The 21,569-nt window shown below is 54.8% G+C and carries 12 protein-coding genes; 1 reads left to right on the plus strand and 11 read right to left on the minus strand.

Translation table 11 applies throughout. From position 1 onward, the window contains the following. The 10 genes from SACSAC_RS03215 to SACSAC_RS03260 all read right to left on the minus strand — a co-directional run. A partial coding sequence (locus SACSAC_RS03215) for a VWA domain-containing protein (protein WP_051507451.1) occupies nucleotides 1-2,918 on the minus strand: 2,918 nt, incomplete at its 3' end. After that, on the minus strand, nucleotides 2,902-4,908 hold the full coding sequence (locus SACSAC_RS03220) for a vWA domain-containing protein (RefSeq protein WP_037283439.1): 2,007 nt from the start codon (nucleotides 4,906-4,908) through the stop codon (nucleotides 2,902-2,904). The genes SACSAC_RS03220 and SACSAC_RS03215, both read right to left, overlap by 17 nt. Before the next feature lie 18 nt (nucleotides 4,909-4,926). After that, entirely contained in the window at nucleotides 4,927-5,829 is a 903-nt protein-coding gene (locus SACSAC_RS03225; RefSeq protein WP_037283442.1) for a DUF58 domain-containing protein, read from the minus strand. Beyond that, nucleotides 5,826-6,815 (minus strand): AAA family ATPase, encoded by a 990-nt coding sequence (locus tag SACSAC_RS03230; protein WP_037283445.1) that lies wholly within the window; start codon nucleotides 6,813-6,815, stop codon nucleotides 5,826-5,828. The genes SACSAC_RS03225 and SACSAC_RS03230 overlap by 4 nt, the downstream gene beginning before the upstream one ends. 51 nt (nucleotides 6,816-6,866) lie before the next feature. Further along, on the minus strand, nucleotides 6,867-8,579 hold the full coding sequence (locus SACSAC_RS03235) for a hypothetical protein (RefSeq protein ID WP_037283449.1): 1,713 nt from the start codon (nucleotides 8,577-8,579) through the stop codon (nucleotides 6,867-6,869). A 45-nt stretch (nucleotides 8,580-8,624) separates the two neighbouring features. Then, entirely contained in the window at nucleotides 8,625-9,623 is a 999-nt protein-coding gene (locus tag SACSAC_RS03240) for an ABC transporter permease (protein WP_051506821.1), read from the minus strand. Beyond that, a complete protein-coding gene (locus SACSAC_RS03245; protein ID WP_037283452.1) occupies nucleotides 9,620-10,549 on the minus strand; it encodes an ABC transporter ATP-binding protein in 930 nt (309 codons plus the stop codon). The genes SACSAC_RS03240 and SACSAC_RS03245 overlap by 4 nt, the downstream gene beginning before the upstream one ends. Further along, nucleotides 10,546-12,948 carry a type 1 glutamine amidotransferase family protein gene (locus tag SACSAC_RS03250; protein ID WP_037283456.1) on the minus strand — a complete coding sequence of 801 codons (2,403 nt, stop codon included), beginning with the start codon at nucleotides 12,946-12,948 and terminating at the stop codon, nucleotides 10,546-10,548. Before SACSAC_RS03250 ends, SACSAC_RS03245 begins: the two co-directional genes overlap by 4 nt. 222 nt (nucleotides 12,949-13,170) lie before the next feature. Continuing rightward, nucleotides 13,171-14,070, minus strand: coding sequence for a formyltetrahydrofolate deformylase (gene purU, locus SACSAC_RS03255; RefSeq protein ID WP_037283459.1), 900 nt, complete (start codon nucleotides 14,068-14,070; stop codon nucleotides 13,171-13,173). A 50-nt stretch (nucleotides 14,071-14,120) separates the two neighbouring features. Next, nucleotides 14,121-15,248, minus strand: coding sequence for a deoxyribonuclease IV (locus SACSAC_RS03260; RefSeq protein ID WP_037283461.1), 1,128 nt, complete (start codon nucleotides 15,246-15,248; stop codon nucleotides 14,121-14,123). Nucleotides 15,249-15,443: 195 nt separating this feature from the next. Between SACSAC_RS03260 and SACSAC_RS03265 the strand changes: the two genes are divergently transcribed. After that, nucleotides 15,444-16,349, plus strand: coding sequence for a TIGR01777 family oxidoreductase (locus SACSAC_RS03265; protein WP_037283463.1), 906 nt, complete (start codon nucleotides 15,444-15,446; stop codon nucleotides 16,347-16,349). 212 nt (nucleotides 16,350-16,561) lie between these two features. On the opposite strand, the gene SACSAC_RS03270 is transcribed toward SACSAC_RS03265, so the two are convergent. Then, on the minus strand, nucleotides 16,562-21,433 hold the full coding sequence (locus SACSAC_RS03270) for a fibronectin type III domain-containing protein (protein WP_037283465.1): 4,872 nt from the start codon (nucleotides 21,431-21,433) through the stop codon (nucleotides 16,562-16,564). Nucleotides 21,434-21,569 lie beyond the last annotated feature (136 nt).

Consider the following 21,569-nt stretch of genomic DNA (forward strand, 5'->3'; position numbering starts at 1 on the left):
GCCGCGGGACCGGGCTCCCCGCCTGCTGCGCGGGGAGCTTTGCCCGGCCGCTCCGCGGGCCGGTCCGCCGCGCCCCGCGAAGGCGCGGCAGGGCCCTCGGCGGCGCGTTTCTCGCCGCCGCGGAAAGCCGCGCTTCGCCGCTTGGCGGCGGACAGGCGCTCAAGTGCGCCTGCTTCCGCGGGAGCGGCTTCGCGAGGCGCGGCGCCGGAGCTCTGCCGGCCGGCCGCCGCGAACGGTGCCGCCAAGAATGCGGCAACCCGTCCCCACGGGACGGCCAAGCGGCGGACCGCGATATCCGCGATCCACAAGGCCAGAACAACGGCCAACAAGAGCGAGGTCCAATCCCGCATTTGTTTATGCGGAGCGGCCGGCTGCGCATAAACGGCCGCCGGATCTTCCCAGGACAATACGCGTCCTCCTGTCAGTTCGGCCAATTCGGCCAGACGCGCCGAACCTTCGTCCGAAGCGGAAGAGATCCGATATTCCGGCGAATACGGAATGACCAGACCGGTTCCGGTCGAAGCCGCCGCGACAGGCTGAGCTTCTCCCTCTTCGACCGAGGATTCGGCTCCTCCTGCCGGATCCTCAGAATCGGGGCTCCCCCCCGTATCCGATCCGCTGCCCGAATCTTTACCTTTTTCGCTCCCGCTATCCGACGGCGACAGATTGAGCAGATAAGCCCCCGGCTCGCTGGCCGGAAGCATTCCCGTATACCGTCCCGGCGACGTCTGCACCAGCGTCACGGGTTCGGCTTGTTCGCCGCCGTCTCCGCCTACCGAAGCAATCAGCTCGTCGGGCAGCGGCGAAGCATCTTCCTGCGCAGCCGTCACCACTAATTCGGTCCCGCCTTCGGCAAGCGACGTTTCGATCCGGTACGGAGAAGCGCTGAACTGCGGGAATGTCCATTTGACGGTTTGCGTCAAAACATTGGCGAATTTGTCCCAAGAGACCCACGGCCCCGACCATTCGCCCGTCAAATCGCTGGTCCAAGCCACCGTGCGCCCCGAACCGTATTGCCATCTGACAAGCAGCGGGTCGGGCTCCGGGCTGACCAGCGCGGTCTGCGCGGAAGGTTTTGCGCTTGTGGCGATGTACCCGTTGATCTGCGGAACACCTTCCGCAAACAGCGACGCCCAATCTCCCGCATCGGCGACAGCAGGCGTGAACGGTTTGTCGACCACGTATGTCCGAGCGAGCAATACGGCTTCGCGGCTGAAGATCGCCGGAAGCGTCGTCTCGTCCTGCACGTCGTAGAAACGGCCTTTTCCCAAATCCGCTACGCGTTGCAGCAACCCCCGATCCGCATCGGAACCCACCGCCACGCTCGATACGGTTACGTTTTCCTCGCCTAAATCGGACAACAGCTGTTCATAGCTTCCGCCTCCGGCAGACTGGCCGTCCGTCAGCAAAATGATATGCTTGCGCTGGGCGTCGATTTCTTTCATATATTCCGCGGCGGACGCCATAGCCGGATAAATATTCGTCCCTCCGCCGCTCGGGATGGACTGAATCTGTTCCAGCACCGATTCTTTGTCCGTCAACTTTTGCGGCTCGACGACCCACCACGGCGCATCGTCGAACGCGACGACGCCGACCGTATCTTTCGCCCGCATCAGCTCGACGGTGCGCATCGCCGCTTCTTTGGCCAATTCGATCTTGCTGCCGCTCATGCTGCCCGAACGGTCAATGACCAGAATCAGACCCAGCTCGGGAATTTCGCGTTTGCCTTCCAGCTCCATCGATACCGGCAGCGCCTGCTCGATCGGCGTATCGAAGTATCCGCCGAGTCCGAAACTTTGATCGCCGCCGCTCATCATAAATCCGATCCCGTAACTGCGAACCGCCGTTTCGATCGCATCCATTTTGGATTGACCCAACGAATCGCCCGATACGTTGTTGAACAAAATGCTGTCGTACTGCGCGTAATCCGCCAGTTCGGCAGGAAGCTGTCCGGGCGCAATGACCGTCGTATCGATCAATCCCGCGTTTAACGCATTGGTAATATTGGCGGACGTATCCGGTTTGCCCTCGACGACCAGCACGGACGGGTTGCCGGATACGCGCGTAAAAGCAAATGCGGCGTTATTCGCCGACTGCTCATCCCCCGGTAAACTAAGCTCGGCCCGGTACCGGTGCAGACCGGAGCTTTTGGCAAGCCCTTGCAGCAATACGCTGCTTTCTCCCCGCTCGACGCGTACCGTTTGCGAACCAATTTCCACATTGTCTTCGTATAGACGAATTTCGCCCGTGCCCGAGAACGTGCTCCGCAACCTGGCCTCGACGGTAAAAGCTTCGCCCAGATATAATTTCCCCGGCAAAGACAATGAATCGATCGCGGCATCGCGCTCCGTATTGCTTGGCTTTTCCAACACGTCTACCGTGATTCCGCGATTTTTGAGCAGTCGCCCCGTCTCCAGCATATTGCCGATGTTTTCGTCCCCGTCGCTGATCAGCACGATACGCGGATCGCCGCTTCCCAACATTCCCGAAGCCAACTGAAGCGCGCGTTGGACATTGGTGTAATCCGGATCGACAGCCGCATCCAGTCCGCCCAGCGCAGCTTCGCTGCTGAACGTCTGCTCGGCAGAAGCGTCCCGTCCGAACGAGATCATGGCATAATCGTCGCGCTGGTTTTTATTTTCCAACGATGAAGAAATCCATTCCCGATCCTTCTCGCCGTCATCCGCGCTTGAAGAACGGTCCACGGCATAGACGACTTCGTGCTGCCGCTGCACGGTGTACAGTTGAACCCCGGCGAGCAGCAGTACAAGCAGCAGCAAAGCCAACGTACGCAGCGAAGCAGCCGTTCGATGCCGGAACAGCGAGACTCTTGACGGCCCTCGAAAAGCAAAAACCGCGAAGGCGATCAACGGAATCAGCAAGAGTAACAGCCAGGGATGATTAAATTGAACGCCCACGTCGGTACACCCCCCATTCCGTCAACATGATGACAACAATCAGTGCGGCTAGCGGAATCGTAAGCGGCAGTCGGCTCCGATGATCTCCGGCAGTTGCGCTCTGAAGCCCGTCATCCGGTTCACCCGATGCTCCCGCACCTGCAAATACCGGATTCTCCGCTGTCGGCGCAGCCGATTCGGAAGCGTCTGCCCGAACGTCAAGCAGATAGACCGGCGCGTCGTCCAACCCGTTCCCGCTTTGCTCAAAAGCATACAACCCCGGAATACTTGGCGCAATCTGCGACGAAGCAAGCCCCGTATCTCCGCTCGAATCCGAAGTCTGATTTTCGCTCACTGCCTGAGCCGCCCCGTTATTGATCTCAAAAGCAGCTCCTTGCAGCGGACGCCACAGCGCAGACTCCGCCCCGGTTGCGATCGGCACCTCCACTGCGGCTCCCGAAATCGCTCTGCCCAGCCCGCCTCCGCGGCCTCCGGACAACCAGCTTGTCGCGTTGCTGACCAGCACCGGAAACTCGCTGTTTAACGGCAAATCTCCGCTTTGCAGATTGAAGCCGAACCAAAGCGTACGCTGGCCGTTTTCCGTCCCCGCCGCAATGGCAGGACTTCCGCCGATACTTGCCAGTGTTTGAAGCCCGGCCGGCTTGCCTTCCGTTAAAGGTCCGAAGTACGGCTCGCTCAAAGACAAATAACGAGTCACCGGGTGAGCGTTCAGCTCTATGCGCCGATTGCCGGGCTGCCGAGAAGCTTCTTCCCCGCCGATCTTCCAAAGCGCGGCGTTGCCGATCCGTTCTCCCCAGGCTCCGCTTTGCAAAGCAGCAGGCAGTTCCCCCTCAACCACGACAATATCCGGCTGTTCTTCGGGAAGAGGAGGCGTTTTGCTTGCCGTTGTTCCCGTATCCTTTTCGGTCTCTGATGCTTCGGAATCCCCATCGGCAGTCGGAACATTTCCCGACAAATCGAGCCGGCTCACTTCTGCGCCGGACAGACGAAGCGCCTTTTCCAAAAATAGATTCCCGTCCGATAACAGCAGCACTTTCACCGTACCGCCCGTTTCCGGGAAAGCAAAAGCATCGTCGTCAGCCGCATAATCATCCGACTGCCCTGTTAAGCTCAGCCTGTAAACCTCTGCGGCCTCTGCTTGATCAAACGTCACCGTCCGGCGCTCGCCCGGTTGAAGGGTTAACGTCTCATTGCCTTGCGCTCGCCCGTCACCCGATAATTCGACTTCGACTTCAAGCGCCGAATTTCCTGTATTGGCCACCACGCCTACTGCCCGAGTACCCTCCGTGCCGAACTGCTCAATCGACGCATTGCGATAATTTTCTCCGCCGATCCGGCGTACCTCTACCGGAACGGATACAGGCAAGTCGTCCACCCGTTCGCTCCATTGCCCATCCGTATAGACGATAATTCGCGCATCCTGCTGACCTTCCGCTACCGCCGAAGCCAAAGAGATCGCTTCGCGGTAAGAAGTACGCGCATAGTCGGTTTCCAATTCCTCTACGGCACGATTCCAAGCAGCGCGATCATCCGCAGCCGAAGCGACGACTTGAGGAGTTTCCCCCATGCGAATCAACGTCAATGCGCCGTCCGCCTGCCGCGTATCGGCTAAAACTTCGCGTTTGAGTTCATCCAATCGCGTCTCCGCACTCGCTTCGCTGTTGTTCGGTTCCAAAGCAGATACGGCACTCATGCTGGCCGACACGTCGGCGACCACGACCAACGTTCCGCCCGTCCCCGCGTCCGCCCACAAAAAAGGACGCATCAGCGCAAAAGCCAGCAAAGCCGCAGCCAAAATCTGCAACCACATCAGCAGACGATTGCGCAGCTTTTGCCAGGGACGATTCGCCTCCGTATTTTCCAGTACCCTTCTCCATAACAAATGACTGGGTACCGGCGTATCGATAAATTTCCGTTTTAACAAATACATCATCAAGATCAACGGAATGCCGAGTGCAAACCACAGTCCTGCCCACGAACCGATTCCCATCGTTCGCACCTCCTCCCTCTAACGAACCAAGCCCAATTCCCGCATCGTTCCCAGTACCGTTTCGCGCAGCGGCACATCGACGGGAGCCAGCACGTAAGCCACGCCGCGCCGCGCGCAAAATTCCGCCAATCTCCCCCGATACGCAGTAAACTCCTGTTCGTAGGCTTCGATCAAACGTCCGGTCAAAGCCGCTTCTTTAAACGTTCCCAGTTCCGCGTCAATCAGCTTCAAGTCCCCGCTCAGGCGCGGCTGGATCTCTCCCCGCGTCAGCACTTGAACCAATACGACTTCCTGACGGGCCGCCTGAAGTCTCGCCACGGCTTCTTCCAACTCTTCTTCGCCGCGTTCGGTCCAGCAGTCGGAGAAAATCCAAGTCATGCCCGGCAGTTTGGGCAAACGGGACCGGTCTTTGAACGCTTCGGCCAAGTCGCCCCGTCCTCCGGCTTCCGAAGCCGCCAGAAATTCCAGCAAGCGATGGGTCGCGGGACGACCGCGCAGCAGCGGCATGCCGTCGCCGATCCGCTCGTCCACCCGATAGACGCCCAGCCGATCGTATGCGGCGAGCGTCATGTAACCGATGCTTGCCGCAAGCCTAGCCGCATGCAGCAGTTTGGACGGCTCTCCGTCGTCGGCGAACGCCATCGACTGCGAGACATCCAGATACAAGGTGACTTGAAGCTCCTGCTCGTCCAAGTACTGCCGAACCACTTTCCGCCCTGTCCGTCCGTAAACGCTCCAATCGAATCGGCGCACGTCGTCTCCGGGCGAGTATTCGCGATAATCCGCAAATTCGAGCGAAGCTCCCAATTCCCGGGAACGCCGTCTGCCCTGCCGGGTTCCGCGCACGCGCTGACCCGTCGATAAGGTCAACCGGTTCAAACGCGCGATCCAGTCTGCGCTCAGCAGCTCCTCCGGCTTCATCTTGAAGACTCCAGACGGTCGACGATATCCGTAACCAAGGTATCGGGCGAAATGCCTTCGGCTTGCCCTTCGAAATTGAGCAGCAAACGATGGCGCATCGCCGGTTTGGCCGCCGCCAAAATATCGCCGGTCGAGACATGCATGCGGCCTTTCGCGATCGCGCGGACTTTCGATACGGCGATCATGGCTTGCAGGCCTCGAGGTCCCGAACCGAAGCGGACAAACCTTTTCACGGAATCCGGCGACGCCGCCTGATCCGGGTGCGTCATCATCAGCAGCCGAACCGCGTAATCCAGTACGTCTTCGGCAACCAGCACTTCTTTGGCGCCGCGCTGGATATCCAGCAGCGCCGCCGCATCGGCTTGCTTAACGGCTTGGCGGTTAGCCGAAGACGTCGTGCGCCGAATGATTTCTTTCAACTCGTCCGGCGACGGGTAATCCACGTCCAATTTGAGCAAAAAGCGGTCCAACTGCGCTTCCGGCAGCGGATACGTCCCTTCGTTTTCGAGCGGGTTCTGCGTAGCCAGTACGAAAAACGGCTCCGGAAGCCGGTGCGTCGTTCCGCCGATGGTTACGGTCTTTTCCTGCATGGCTTCAAGCAGTGCGCTTTGCGTTTTGGGCGTAGCCCGGTTAATTTCGTCGGCCAGTACGATGCTGCCGAACAACGGGCCTTTGCGGAACTCGCCGGACACGCCTCCTTCTCCTCCGAAATGAATCACGTCGGTACCCGTAATATCGCTCGGCATGAGATCGGGCGTGAATTGAATCCGCGAAAAAGGCAGATCGAGCGCATCCGCGGCCGCGCGGACCAGCATCGTTTTACCCAATCCCGGTATCCCTTCCAGCAGTGCATGCCCTCCTGCGAATACGCACCATAACATCTGTTCGACCGTTTCCGTTTGTCCGACGATGACCTGACCGATCTCCTCGCGCACATCGTCCATCGTTTTTCTCCAGGTCTCGATCCGATCGGTTTCTTGCAGCATGGATTTTCCCCCTTTGACAGCCCTTTGCGGGCCGGATCGATTGTTGTTCAATTACGACTCAGGCCGGATTTCGGTAAAATAGCTCTCGACCAAGCCTTGCACGCTTTGCGGCAAATCGCTACGGCCGATCGAATCCTTCGCCCGTTCGGAATACTCGCTGTACACTTCTTCATAAGGGCGGCTCACGCCGTCAATCGTAGGCGATACGCCTCCGGTCTGTTTGTCGCCGCCGCTGGACGGGCCGTTGTCGGATTGGATATTGCCTTCGCCCTGCAAATCCCGAGGCGTCGTGACCAATTCGCGTCCGCCGCTTCCCCATCCGGCGCCGCTGCCGCCTTGCCCGTTTCCGCTGCCTCCGGAACCCGAGCCTGAACCATTGCCCGAACCCGAGCCTTGACCATTTCCTTGGCCCTGACCTTGTCCCGACCCTTGCCCGGAAGCCGTACCTTGCGAGCCGGAGCCTTCCCCGCTGCCGGAAGAACCCGACTCCCCTTCTTCTCCTTCTGTGCCCTCGCCCGAACCCCCTTCGCCGGAAGATCCTTCTCCGGTTGCGGAACCCGCATCCGCAAGCGCTTCGGCCGATCCTCCGCTGCCCCAGGTATCGGATACCGATATCCCTGCTGCCGCGAGTTCGCCCGCCATATTCATCCCGCTTTGGGCAAGCTGCGCAGCGGCGGCGGAAGCTAGTTCGCTTTGTTCGCCGAGCGATCCGGATTCGGCGGCAGCCGCGGCAAGCTTCTCGGCCAGTTCCTGGATTTGCTCATCCGTCAACTGCCCGGAAGCCGCCAATTCCTCTGCTGCTTTTTTGATCGCTTCCTGCAAAGCCGCCGTTTCTTTGCCGCTTTGCGGCGCTCGTTCGGCGAGATTTTTCAACGCGTTCGCCAGTTCTTTCTTTTGCTGCTCGGACATTTTGGACATCGCGTTTTTCAACGCTTCCGCACGTTCCGCTGCATCCATCGGCGTAGACTTGGCCGCTTCCTGCAAAGCCTGCTGAGCGGCAAGGCGGCGTCCCCAATCCTGCAACTCCTTTTGCTGCCGAGCCGCTTCGTCCGCTTGGCTCCCCAGCTTTTTCATCGCTTCTTCCATCTTGTCCAAAGCTTCTTCGGCACGCTTCGAATCCCCGAGCTCTTTAGCCAGGTCGGACGCCGTTTCAGCCAACGGCGCGCGCGCTTCCGGTTCGATCGGAGCCTCGCTTAATTCTTTTGCCAAGGCTTCCGCCTTTTTCTGCTCCGCATTAATCATGGCTTGCTGCTCCGCACGCTGGCGAAGTTCCCGGTCCATCGGATTCGGTAACACAAGCAGGATGGCGCAGACCACCGCTAACGCAGAAGAAGCCGCAGACATCCTGCCAAACTTCCAGACAAACGGCAGACGCTCTTTTCGGTTGGCCGCAAATTCGCGTCCGTAAGCTTCCGCCTGCGCCCGCTGCCATTTTGCCGCCGTCGATTCCTGCTGCTTAAATTCCAACGCCGTCATCATCAGATCGCGACGTTCTTCCGCCGGATCTGCCGCGTCCATCGCCCGAGCCGCTTCTTCCGGACGAACGGGTTTCAGGAAGGCCGCCGCTGCTCCCGACGCCGTTCCCAAAAGTGCACAAGCCAGTGCCCATATCGCGGCATACGGGATCGGGATCAGATACGCCACTCCAATCAGGATCAGAGCAGCAGTCAGACCTACGGCCAGACCGCGCAATGCAAAAGATCCTGCTTTGAATATTTGTAGCCTGCGCCGTACCGAACGGATCGAAGTCATGATGTTCTCCATATCGATTCCCCTCTCCTTCCCGTTATCCGTCTGATTCCTTCACGATCATTTTTGGGGTGTCTGCGCCGGCTTCATTTCCGCTACTTCGCCTTCCGAAACTCCGTTGTCTCCGGCATTTGCAGCGTGGTCCGAATCATCCGTATGCCGGTTGCGGCGCACCGGACGAATACGGCGAATCGCTACCCACAGGGCTGCAACGATTGCGACGGCGTAAACCAACAGGAATTGAAGCCAGAGCGTAATCGGCGCATCGTCTTGCAAATTCCCGCTGTTCACGAGAAAGGCTTGCTTGGAAATGTTAGGTTCGAAAATACTGATCAATGCCCCTACCGGATTGAGTCCCAAAATGAATCCGACCCATGAGTATTTGGGAGGCACCGAGCCGCTATAATAGGATTGCTGAACGACCGCGTACAGCAGCAGGTAAGCGACGCCCGTGACAACGAAGATCACCAGAGTGATGCCGTAAGTCATAATGACCGCCATAATCGTCCGTTTGAACAACGTCGAGCACATGATGCCGATCGCGCCCAGCAGCAGCATCGTAAACAGATAGAACAAGAATACCAACATCAATTGCGAAGGCGAAATCCCTCCGTATAAAAATACGATACTGTACACCGGCAAAGTCGCCAGCACGATCAGCACCATGAACGCCAGCGACGAAGCCAATTTGCTCAATACGATCGCGGACGAGCTTTGCTGGGTCGTCAGCAGAATGTTAAGCGTCTGCTTTTCCCGCTCGCCGCTGATGACGCCCGCAGTCAAGGCCGGCGTCATGAAGGCGATCAGCACAAGCTGCGCAATACTCAGGACGTAGAACAGAATCCGGCTGACCGAAGGATCGAATCGCATCCCCGTCTGTTGACCTTGGAACCCCATACTGACGTAAATGAACCCGATCGCAAGCAGTCCCAAAATCAACACATACGACAGCAAAGCGATAAACGAGCGCGGCGTGCGCATCCGCAGCCGAAACTCCTTATCCAGCACCGGATTGATCCATAGACTGCCTCCGCTGCCGATTTTGTTTTTCATCTTCATGTCGCCGCTCCTCCCTTCGTGATTTCGAGGAAGACGTCCTCAAGATTGGTCTGGGCTTCATTGAACGATACCACTTCGTATTCCCACTCCAGCACGCGCCGCAACAATTGCATCTGCTCCAGGTCTTGTCCGCTAAAATGCACCTGAATGCCGTTCGCGTCGCTCAGCACCCGGTTCACGTGCGCTTCGTCCCGCAGACGCTCCGCTAGTTCTTCTTGACGACCCAGCGTACGAATATGCAGCACCCGATTGACCCGCATCCGGCTTTGGATATCGGAAACTTTGCCTTGCGCAACCATTCGGCCGTGCTCGATCACGCCGATCTGATCCACCATCTCGGCAAGCTCCGGCAAAATATGCGAGGAGATGATGATCGTTTTGCCCATCCGCTTCAGTTCTTTGAGAATCTCGCGCATTTCGATCCGCGCCCGAGGGTCCAGACCCGAAGCCGGCTCGTCGAGAATCAGAACTTCGGGATCATGCACGAGGCTTCTCGCCAGGCACAGACGCTGCTTCATCCCGCGGGACAAACCGTCCACGTAAGCTTCTTTTTTGTCCGACAAATTGACGAGTTCGAGCAGTTGAGGAATCAGCTTCTCACGCTCGGCCCGCGCAATCCCGTAACTGGCTCCGTAAAAATGAAGATATTCGTCTGTTTTGAAACGGTCGTACACTCCGAAAAAGTCCGGCATATATCCGATTCTGCGGCGTACTTCTTTGGGATGCCGAGTCACGTCGAAGCCGCTGACTTTGGCAATGCCGGAATCCGGCAGCAGCAGCGTAGCCAGAATCGACATCGTCGTCGACTTGCCCGCCCCGTTGGGACCGACGAAACCGAACACCGTACCCGCGTCAATGTTCATGCTAATATTGTCCAGCGCCTGAAAATTGCCATAGCGCTTGCTTAGGTCCTTGATCTCAATCATGGCTGCACCGCTCCTTTCAATTTGATTTGCGGCATCGCCATCGTAGTCCATTCGTTCACTCGAACGCGGATTTGCACCGTATTGCCGTCGTTCACGTAATCCGCAGCATTATCGTAAGTGTTGGAGACGCCTCCCGCTTTCCAATCAACCGGTTCCCAATCGCCCGAAGTTTCGTTCCACAGCTCGAAAGTCGCAGTCTGGGTCCGTCCGTCCGGCAAATTCACGTCCAACTGCGTGTAATCGACCTCGCCGACGGACGGCAGCGTAAAGCCGATCGTCATCGTGCCCGGCGAAGCGCTAAGCCGTCCCATGCCGTCATCGCTGACCTGCGTCGTATTCGTATGGATGACCGAACCGCCCACGTAACCGTAAGGGATATTGATCTCGCCGTTTTGTACCAGATCTACCGACACAGGCTGCGTGTACATGCTGATCCGGTCGTTGCTGATCGACTTGCCGCCGACATCCAACGTATCGTCCGAATTTTCCGCGAAAGCGATCAGGAAGGCATTTTCGATCCCGGCATCGCCGTTGACCGCGCTGCCCGCTTGAATGTTTTGCGTCATCGAGCGTTGACGGATATACGGATCGTTCGCCGAACTTTGCGACGGGAACAGATAGCTTCCGATATCGTAGTAACCGGAAGACAATGTGACCGAATTTCCGAGCGACGCCGATCCGCCCGGCTCCAAAGTGCCCAGCTTATACAATTTGCCGCCGGCGATGATCGCGGCGTCGCTGAGCGGCATGTCCGTCTCGTTCACCACGCTGCCGCTGACTTGGCCTTTTTCGTCGGCCGTAAGTTTCGCGGCCAACCGGCCCGTTTCGATGCTGCCCGGTTCTTCCACGCCGAATTTGGCGACGGACCAGTATGACATATCGCCCAGGCGAAGCTGCGTGGCGTCAGGTTCTTCGCGAACGAAATTGCCCAATTCGCCGCTGACCAGACCGTTATTGCCCATCCAGGCATCGGTGCTCATCATCGATACCTGCGTTCCTTTCGGAAAATCGACCGTGTAACTGCCCGAATTCGGCACGAACAAAGCGGTGGAGCTGCTTCTTACTCCTTTGCCCTCGCCGTCCATTTTCACATAGCTGATCGTATGCGCAAGCTCGTTCGTTTTATCCGACGAACCGGCCATGTAGATTGCGGCGCTCGATATGATTGCCACCACCGGGATGAATACCCACGCCCATTCGCGCTTGTCGAACTTGCGCAGCACCAGATACAGGATCGGCGCTACGACGATCACGTAAACCAGCAGCATCCATACAAGTCCGCTGAGCTTCGGCATGTGCAGCGACGGAAAATAATCGAGCATGTACGACATGTTGTAATAAGAGTTGCCGTACATGCCGCCGTTCATGTTCACGGGCTGAAGATCGGCTTGCAGCAAGCCGCCCCACAGATCCGCGCTGCCCGCCCAGGAAGACAACGGTTCAAGCGCAAGATCGTAAGCCGAATACCAGACTCGGCCGGCTTGGGCCGATATTGAAGCGATTAACGGAATACCGTCGTTGTCGTAACGCACGTCGGCTTCCGGCTTGGCGGAAGCTTGCGTCGCCGTCAGCGACGTACCGGCAGGCAGCGCTTTGCCTCCGCCTCCGGAAGCCAGCGGTGCCGCGGATACCGATACCGTTCCTCCCGATGCTTCCGCCGGCGACAGATCAGCCAACGCGCCGACCGTTTTGGCATATCCCGCGCCGCCGCCGAATACAAGCGTGCCGCCGCGCTCTACCCAGGTCCGAATCGCGTTATTTTGCTCTTCGCTCAGCGTGTCCGAAGCGAAATCGTTCATGACCAATACGTCAAGACCGTCAAGAAGCATCGCATCGTCGCCGATATCGGCCGCGTCGAGCGGGACGATGCTCACCTGTTGTCCTCTGCCTTGAAGCAGGTTCAGGAAATTCATCGTGTCGGGATCGGAAGCCAGTACGCCTACCAAGCCTCCGTATTGACTGGAACTCGAAAGGTAAGAACGGCCTTCGCGGAAAGGCAGCGAATCCCCTTTTTCCACCGAGCCGGAATAAAACCGGACCATGCTCGTATTCCGGGAATACGAACCGCCCGGAATAGCCAGCGTCACTTCTTTGGCCGTGCCGGCCGGAAGCTCGACGCGGCGCACGTATGTACTTTCGCTCATTCCGTTTTGAGGCGCGACCTGCACCACAAGGTCACCCGATAAGTCCCGGTCGCTGGTCAACGTCACTTTAAGCGGATTCCATCGACCGTCGTTAATCTTCCCTCCGTAACCGAATTCGGTGGTTACTTTGAGACCGCCTTCGGCGGCTGCCGCACTCGTTTCCGCAGGCAGGATCGGCAATAAGGCCATGATCAGAGCAAGCGGAAGCAGCAGCGCCATGCAACTTTTGGCTGCTCGTTTCGTCCATGCAAACATAATATTCTCCTTTCGCCTTGTAAGCCTTCAGAGCGCATGCACGCCATAAATAGCTAAATTTTACAACCCCAGCAACGACAGCGGCCTGTTGATCGCTCAACAGGCCGTCCTTATGCGCCTTGCGGCTGCAAGATGATATGGAATCGGCTGCTGAGACTTCCCCTTATTAAAGACGACTTTCAGCAGCTTTTTGTTACGAAAACAATAGTTTACGGTTTTGTCTTAATTAAAAACGACCGTTTTGTTGTGATGCACCAAAATGCGGTCTTCCGCATGCCATTTGACGGCACGCGCCAATACGACCCGTTCGATCGTGCGGCCGATCCGCTTGAGTTCAGGCACGTCGTCGCGATGACTGACGCGCTGCACGTCTTGCTCGATGATCGGGCCTCCGTCCAGCTCTTCCGTCACGTAGTGAGCCGTCGCGCCGATAATTTTCACGCCGCGATCGTACGCTTGCGCATACGGCTTGCCGCCGACGAACGCCGGCAGGAACGAGTGATGGATGTTGATGATGCGGTTGCGATAGTTTTCGATGAAATAAGGCGAGACGATCTGCATATAGCGCGCCAATACGATGAGATCGATATCGTCGCCGACCGCTTCCAACTGCTGGCGCTCCGCTTCCGGTTTGTTGTCTTTCGTGACCGGAATATGACGATATTCGATACCGAAAGACTCCACGTATTCGCGCATATCAGGGTGATTGCTGACGACGACCGCGATTTCCGCGTCCAGATCGCCCGCTTGCCATTGCCACAGCAGCTCCACCAGGCAGTGGTCTTCTTTGGAGACGAAAATCGCCAATTTTTTCTTTTTGGCCGCGCGATAGATTTTCCAATCCATCGAAAAACGCTGCGCGATCTCTTCGAAGTCCGCTTCCAGCTTCGATTGCTTTTCCGTCAGTCCTTCCAGATCGAACTCGACCCGCATGAAGAACATGCCGCCGTCCGGGTCCATCGTATATTGGTCCGACTGTACGATATTCGCTCCGTGATCGAACAAGAAACGAGAGACGGCCGACACGATTCCCGGACCGTCCGGACATGAAATAAGCATGCGCGCCCGGTTTTCCGGCTGCTGCTGACCTGCGGAACCCGCAGTTTTGATATGAAGCTCCATGATTCTTGAATCCCCCTTAGATCTGGTAACGACGCTTATGCGCCTAAAAATTAAAAACGGGTCAACGCTTCCTTGCCTGCCAGCACGCCGATCAAACGTTTGTTCAGGTCTTCCTCGGACGCGTTAGGCAGAACTGCCGCTTCCGCGGCCAAATCGTATAAACGGTCAAGCGGCTCGCGAGGATCGGCTTTTTTAGCCTTAGCATCATTTTTCAGCACCGACCATACATCCAACGTGAAAGCGCGGGGATCGATTCCTTGCGATGCGAAGAACGCGTGCAGCTTCTCGACGTCTTCCGCGAAGCCTGCACCAAAACGCTCACCTACGTTGCCGCGCAGAAGCGCGATCTCGACTTCGTACATCGGACGCTGCGTTTTGACATCCTTACCGATCCACGGCGTTTCCAAAATGAACGGAAGATGGCTCAGCGACGAATGATTTACGACCTTATTGATCGCGTCAAAACCGATAAAGCCCGCGCCGATCGGCGTATGACGGTCTTTTTTCGCTCCGGACGGATTTTTACTATCATTAATATGCATCACGGCAAGACGGTCCAAGCCCACGATATCGTCGAACTGCTTCAGCACGCCGTCGAAGTCGCCCGCAACGTCGTAGCCCGCGTCGTGAATATGGCACGTATCCATGCAGATGCTCAAACGGCCGTTGTCCGGAACTTTGTCAATGATCCTTGCCAGTTCCTCGAACGAGCGGCCGACTTCCGTGCCTTTGCCCGCCATCGTTTCGAGCGCGATATTGACGTCCGTTTCCGCGACGCCTTTTAACACTTCAGTCAGGCCCGCCGCGATCCGTTCGATGCCGTACTCGACGTCTTTATCCGTAAACGCGCCGGGATGCAGCACGATTTGCTTCGTTCCGATCGCATGCGTGCGACGAATTTCTTCCTGCAAAAAGCTGACGCCCAGCTCATACGTCGCGTCTTTGTACGAGCCCAGATTGACGATATACGGCGCATGCACCACGATCTCGGGCACGCCGTTTTTCTCCATCAACTGGCGGCCTTCTTCGATATTCATCGTCTCGATAGGCTTGCGCCGCGTATTCTGCGGAGCCCCGGTATATATCATGAACGACGTCGATCCGTAGCTATTCGCTTCGTTCGCCGCGCTCACCAGTCCCTTATCCGAAAAGGACACGTGGGAGCCGATTTTAAGCATGGTTCATCCTCCTCTTTGTCTGCGGTCGCTGCCGAATAACAACAATAACCGTCCAAACCTTGTTTCATTCTAACGTGAAGCGGGCAAAAAATCCATGAATAAGCATTAAGTACAGCACGCATTTATCATTGATTTGTATTCCGAAGGCGAACGGCGTTTAATAATAGTAGAAACAGGCACATAGGGAGGTCAAACATGAAGATCGCGATCAGCGGAGGAACAGGATTCATCGGACGGAAATTAACGGAAAGACTGATTGGATCGGGACACGAAGTCATCGTCATTTCACGAAAAAAAGCAGAGCAAGCCGATAACTCGGGTTCGGCGACGCTAACCTGGGACGAAATCGCTCAAGACCCTATGCGCCTTAACGGATGCGACGGCATCGTCAACCTAGCGGGCTCGTCGCTCAGTCAACGCTGGACGGAAAAATCCAAAGCAGAAATGGAACGTTCCCGATTGGAAGCGACGCGAAAATTAACCGAAGCGCTTCGGGGATTGGAGCAGTCGCCGTCCGTGTTTATCCAAGCGTCCGCAATCGGGATCTATGGAACGGATGAGACGAAGGTGTTTGACGAAACCGCGCCGGCAGGCGGACAGGACTTCCCTTCTCGTTTATCCGTAAAATGGGAAGGTTCGGCGAACGACATCGAACGCATGCCGGAAATCAGAGTCGTCAAAATGCGAATCGGGTTAGTCATGGGGCAAGAAGCAGGCGTATATCCGGTTCTGAAACTTCCTTATAAACTGATGGGCGGAGGACGCCTAGGCAGCGGAAAACAGTGGATGTCCTGGATTCATATCGACGATCTGACCGCCCTGTTCGAGTTCTGCCTAAGCCGTCCGCAGATCGAAGGCCCGGTAAATGCCGTTGCTCCCAACGCGGTCAGACAAGATGAGTTGGGCCGGACGATCGGGCGCGTCATTCATCGCCCGCATTGGTTTCCGGTTCCGTCTCCGCTGATGAAAGCCGCGCTCGGCGAAATGTCGTTGATGGTGTTGGGCGGCCAGCATGTGGTGCCGACTGCGGCGGAGCGCGCGGGGTTCGAGTTTGCTTATACGGATGCGGAACAGGCGATTCGGGCTTTGGAAGGACAGTGATATTGAGGAAACCGATCAATTCGCGGTTTCTACCAGAGTTTTCCGGCTGCCTCATGTTCGCTTCCGCGCAATTGAACCCCATATTCTCCTATTGTCTACTTTGATCGCGATTCCAAGCGAAAGAGCCTGATTCGTCTTTTCCGAATCGGCTCTTTTATTGTTATGGCGTGTTCAAAACTTGGGTGTCAATTGCTCCTTCAACTTTTTTTTGTTTATTCGTTTATTAAGCGATAAATCATCATGGCCGCTTCTGCTCGTGTCATATCCGCAGCCGGCTTGAATGTACCGTCGGGATATCCTTGGACCAGACCTTCAAATACGGCTTTCTCTACAGCCGAACGTGCCCAGAGCGATACATCCGACAAATCCAAAAGGATTGCGGCATTTGAAATCGGCGGCTGATTCCCGTATTTTGCGTTTACCAACATGCGCGTTGCCTGCTCTCGATTAATCTTGCGATTCGGGCCAAACTCCTTTTCACTAAAACCTTGTGCGATTTCTTTCGAAACCGCGATTTGTAACTCACGCGTATACCAAGCTGATTTCTCGATGTCTTGATACGGAAGCGCTATGGCTTTTTCCGGCGTCAGTTGAAGCGCACGAACAACTAAAGCTGCAAATTCCATACGCGTAATAGCCTGTGTCGGCTCAAAACGATCAGCTGTAATGCCCTTGATTACTCCTTGATCCGCTAACATGTTGATTTCTGCGCTCGCAAAAGAAGATGCGGTATCCATAAACCGAACAGTTGTTGTTACGGACTGCGCAACTACAGGATTCGCTGATACTTGAGGCTTTTCCTTCGTCATTTCTGCAATAGGCCCTTCTGCGTTCCGATCCGATAAGTTCTCAGAAAGCTGCCCCCCTTTAGGCGGTAGCGGCTGCGTTTCAACGTTCAACACCAGACCGCCTAAACTTTCTCCGACTTCATTTTTTGCCACAATCGTGTACGTATATAAAGTGCTTGCCCGAAGCGGAACCAACTTATACGTACTTTCGCCTTCTTGGACTTCGCCCACTATTTTGCCGACTCGGTCTTTAATCAGGTAAGTCGTCCCCTTCGGTACTCCGCCGTTGAAGATTAAACTTACTGACCCAGCATCGGAAATCCAGGTTACTAACTTCTCCGTCAAGTTCGCTGGCAGCAGTATCACTTCAAATTCTGCAGGTTTCGACAAGTACCCGGAATCATTATCTGCAATAAGCGTATAGTAATGCTTCGTACCCGGATTTAAATCTTCGACTTTAATCGGAGAAGTTGTTCCGCGCACAACCTCTATTCCGTCTTCATAAACGATGTAGGCTTTTGCGCCTTCCGATTCTTTGAATTCAATTTCAAACGAAGTATCCGAAACTTTGATATTCAACGAATCTGTCGATACGGAAAGCGATGGCGTAATAACCTCAAACCTTATAGGGCTACCTTCTCCTGCTTCATTTACCGGAACGAAATCGTACGCATAAGACGTGTTCGGCTTAACTTCTTTGTCGGAAAACTCTTTATGCGCGAACGGTATTGAAGTGATTGTTTCTCCGTTTCGCCGCACGATATATTCCGAAACTTCTTTGTTCGTATCCGGTAATTTGACTGTAATTTCATCGGAAGCCACAGCCATAGGCGCCAAGCCGATCAAATCGGCAACACGAGTCACCACTGTAAATACGGTCGGCTCGGAACGAAGACCATGCGCATTGACTGCATAAGCGCGAAGATAGTATCTTTTCCCGTCCTCCAAGCCTTGAAGCTCGGTTGCCGAATCAATGCCTGAATAATACATCTCGGATTCGTCATCGGACACGACTTCGTAATGGTCAGCTCCCGTAATCGATTCCCATTCCAAAACAGCCGTCGCTGGCGTCATTGTCTTTACATTGACTGAAGGAGCTTCCGGCTTGGTCATGACGAGAAGAGATGCATATTCTCCCTCGCCCGAAGCATTGATCGTTTTGGCATACAGCGTATATACTTTCCCGGGCTCTAAATTTGTGAATGTATACGTCGTCCCTTGCGCCTCATACTCGCCATTTTCCCCTCGCACCTTATATCCTGTTGCGCTATCGTCTTGATTCCATCCCACGGTTACCGAATTTTCCGTGATATTTACGCTATTCAGGCCTGTCGGCGCTTTCGGTTTAGTTAAAAATTCGACTGTCGTTGCCTTTCCGTACCCTTGTGCATTACCTGCTTGTATTTGCACGAGGTACCGGCTGCTGCCTTGCAATGCAGATAGCGTATACGGGGACGCAGCCGTAACATACGTCTCTCCGTTCACCGTGAATTTATAATGGGTAGCCCCGTCCAAAAATGCATAATCGAATGTAGCGCTTGTTTCCGAAACGTTTACTGCTGTCGTTTCCGGCATTTGATCGGGAACAGTCGTTGTGGTCCGCAGCGTAGATTCGCCGCTTCCGCTTTCATTTATCGGCGTTAATTTTACTGTATATGTTCTGCCGGGAATCAATTGCGCAAAAGATGCGGACCTATCCGAAACTTCAACCGTATCCAGCCGATCGCTTCCGGATAAAAGCTGGACTTCGTACGTCTCGGCATTTTTGACTCCCGACCACTCTGCGGTCAAAGATGTGGAGGACACATCTACAAGCCTCAACGTTTCGTCTTTCGCAGGAAGCGTTCGAATTTGCAATTGATCTGCCTGCTCGCCTTCACCAGTCTCATTTACGGCTGCAAGCGAGTAACTGTAATCAGTGCCAGCTTCCAAACCGGAATCCGTATATGTCGTCTCCGTTACGCTCAACGCTTCTTTATTATGTCCGTACAGCATGTATGACAATGCGGATTCAACAGGTGACCAATCCAAGGTAATCGTATCATTCCCGGTAAAGATCGAATGAAAGCGTCCTGGCCGATCCGGCAACGTCAAAAAGCCGATCGAAGACGATGCACCTTCGCCTGTTGCGTTCAAGGCTGAAATTTCTGTTATGTACTTTGTGCCCGGCGACAATCCTGTTACGCGTACCTCAGGATCAATTGCCCGATCCGAGAATACGATTCCACCTCCCAATGATGAGCGTACGACCACGTTATAAGCATCCGCGCCTACAACCTCATCCCAAACCAAAGACATATTTTCACCTGTAGCATTTATCGCTTGAACTTGCAGGTTTGCCGGCGTTCCCGGATAGGTCAACGCGGAAGCCGTGGTCTTAACCGAACCGACATGGTTGCGCACGACTAACTCATAGTGGTTTGGTGTTCCATCAAGAGCTGCATGATCCGTAATTTTAAGCTCCGGGTATGCGACCGAATATTCCGCACGGGTATCCGTATTGCGAACCGTATACGCATATCCGTCGGTTACCGATGTACTCGGTCCTTGCCATTCCAGTTCGACTTCCGTATTATTTTTCGGCGTGACGGTCAAAAACTCGGACGTCGGCGACCGCGGCGGCATCTGGATTTTATAAGGTTCGGACGTAAACAACGCCTGGTTACCCGCCAGATCGAACACTCTTACATGCAAGTACCAAATGCCTTCATCTTCTATGCTGATACGACGATCATCGGGTATCGCGGACCATGAATCCGGTTCGTCTTCGGTTTGTGTTACTGCATATTCGATCGTCTTGATTCCCGAATGCTCGTCTCTCGCACTCACTTCGACGGAAATCGTATCCGAAGACCAGTCTTTTCCGTTTTCCGACAATTGAATTTCCGAAGGCTCCCGATCAATGCGCGCAACCCCGGTTACTTCTTCGCTTAGCAAGCCTGCCGCATCGCGAGCTCGCGCCGTAATCAGATAATTCCCCGTACCCGATATGTTACCCGCGGAGCCAGTTTCATAGTCCCCTTCCCCTATTTTGTACTCATATTCCAAAGGAGCCGCCGAAGAGGAATTTGAAATTAAAAAAGAAATATCTTCGTTTGTCCAATTCAAGTTTTCCAACGTTAATGTAGGCGTTGTCGGAGCCGTACGCACGATACGAGCTTCACTCGTCGCCTTCGGTCCCTTATTTCCGATAGCGTCCTCGGAGTAAGCCGCAATAGAGGTCGTGCCTTCTTTTGTTATTTCAAAAGGAGCCGCGTACTTCGAGAATGTAGAACCTCCATCTGTTGAATAATAGGTAGCTTTGAAATTGTCGTCCTTGCCGTTTTCGATCTCGACACGTACAGAACCGTTCGACCAAAAAGTCGGAGTAACCGAAATCGTTGGCGCAGTAGGCAATGTTCTATCCACGGTGATGACCCCTGTGTACGGGTAACTGTTTGAACCCCCGCGGGCATCCGTTACCGTAATCAAAATCGAATCATAAGATCCGTCTCTGATTTCAGCCGGGTTCCATGATAGAGTCCAGGCGCGAGGCGCACTTGTACCGACAAGCGTTGTTGATTTCTCCACACCGTCAATTGTCGCACTCACTGTTACATTTTCATGATCTTGATCCGTCAAGGTTCCTTCAAGCATCAAAACCTCAGACGTTGCGGATACTTCAATGTCTGAATTGGATAGCGTAGCCGCAGGCGCGTTATTCAGACCTTTATAGACGTACCAATAACCGTCTTTTTCCCCGTTGTTAGGATAAGCAGCAGGAGCGGAACCCGAGACGATGCCAAGCAAAACGCCTTTCACTTTTATAGGAGAAGCTTCTACAGACATATAGCCATTCTTTCTGTTTCCAAAATGCGTATAGTTTTCATTTCCGGATGCTTGTTCATAATAGTTAGAAAGTTTAATAAGAGTATTATAATTTCCTAATTGATACACTTCAGTAGATCCGCTTTGTCCTGTCGTTCCTTCTCCGTTACTCCAGTATTGCGAAGGCCCTGAATTTGAGTAGGAGACCGCGTTACCGCTTATGCCTATAACTCCCGTATCCTTGTTAAACGTATATGAGCTGTAACCGGAGATGTAAGCATATTGCGACGGTATACTGGAATACTGCGACCAGTCCTCTTTTAATTGAAACTGAGGTTTTTGTATTAAAGAATATTTCTCCCAAGCATAATTCGGGGCTGCTTGAGCCGTTTGTACGCCGATCCATGACCAGCCGATAAAAAGTTGCGATATCACCAACAAGATAGCGATTATTTTCCGCGTCTGTTGATTCTTATGCTTATTTTTCATTTGACTTCACGCTCCTTTGGAAACATAGAGGATTAACTCTGATCTTAAAAACCAATAAAAAGAAACATCGCGTAATTAGAGTCTCCTCTACGTCAGCGGTGCTTCCGGCTGTTGAGTATACGATTAATCAAAAATA

This window comes from Saccharibacillus sacchari DSM 19268 (assembly GCF_000585395.1).
Classification (GTDB): domain Bacteria; phylum Bacillota; class Bacilli; order Paenibacillales; family Paenibacillaceae; genus Saccharibacillus; species Saccharibacillus sacchari.

Bases quoted from the DNA above. Each gene is read 5' to 3' on its own strand.
- SACSAC_RS03220 (WP_037283439.1), bottom strand. From the start codon at position 4,908: ATGGGAATCGGTTCGTGGGCAGGACTGTGGTTTGCACTCGGCATTCCG.
- SACSAC_RS03225 (WP_037283442.1), bottom strand. From the start codon at position 5,829: ATGAAGCCGGAGGAGCTGCTGAGCGCAGACTGGATCGCGCGTTTGAAC.
- SACSAC_RS03230 (WP_037283445.1), bottom strand. From the start codon at position 6,815: ATGCTGCAAGAAACCGATCGGATCGAGACCTGGAGAAAAACGATGGAC.
- SACSAC_RS03235 (WP_037283449.1), bottom strand. From the start codon at position 8,579: ATGGAGAACATCATGACTTCGATCCGTTCGGTACGGCGCAGGCTACAA.
- SACSAC_RS03240 (WP_051506821.1), bottom strand. From the start codon at position 9,623: ATGAAGATGAAAAACAAAATCGGCAGCGGAGGCAGTCTATGGATCAAT.
- SACSAC_RS03245 (WP_037283452.1), bottom strand. From the start codon at position 10,549: ATGATTGAGATCAAGGACCTAAGCAAGCGCTATGGCAATTTTCAGGCG.
- SACSAC_RS03250 (WP_037283456.1), bottom strand. From the start codon at position 12,948: ATGTTTGCATGGACGAAACGAGCAGCCAAAAGTTGCATGGCGCTGCTG.
- purU (WP_037283459.1), bottom strand. From the start codon at position 14,070: ATGGAGCTTCATATCAAAACTGCGGGTTCCGCAGGTCAGCAGCAGCCG.
- SACSAC_RS03260 (WP_037283461.1), bottom strand. From the start codon at position 15,248: ATGCTTAAAATCGGCTCCCACGTGTCCTTTTCGGATAAGGGACTGGTG.
- SACSAC_RS03265 (WP_037283463.1), top strand. From the start codon at position 15,444: ATGAAGATCGCGATCAGCGGAGGAACAGGATTCATCGGACGGAAATTA.
- SACSAC_RS03270 (WP_037283465.1), bottom strand. From the start codon at position 21,433: ATGAAAAATAAGCATAAGAATCAACAGACGCGGAAAATAATCGCTATC.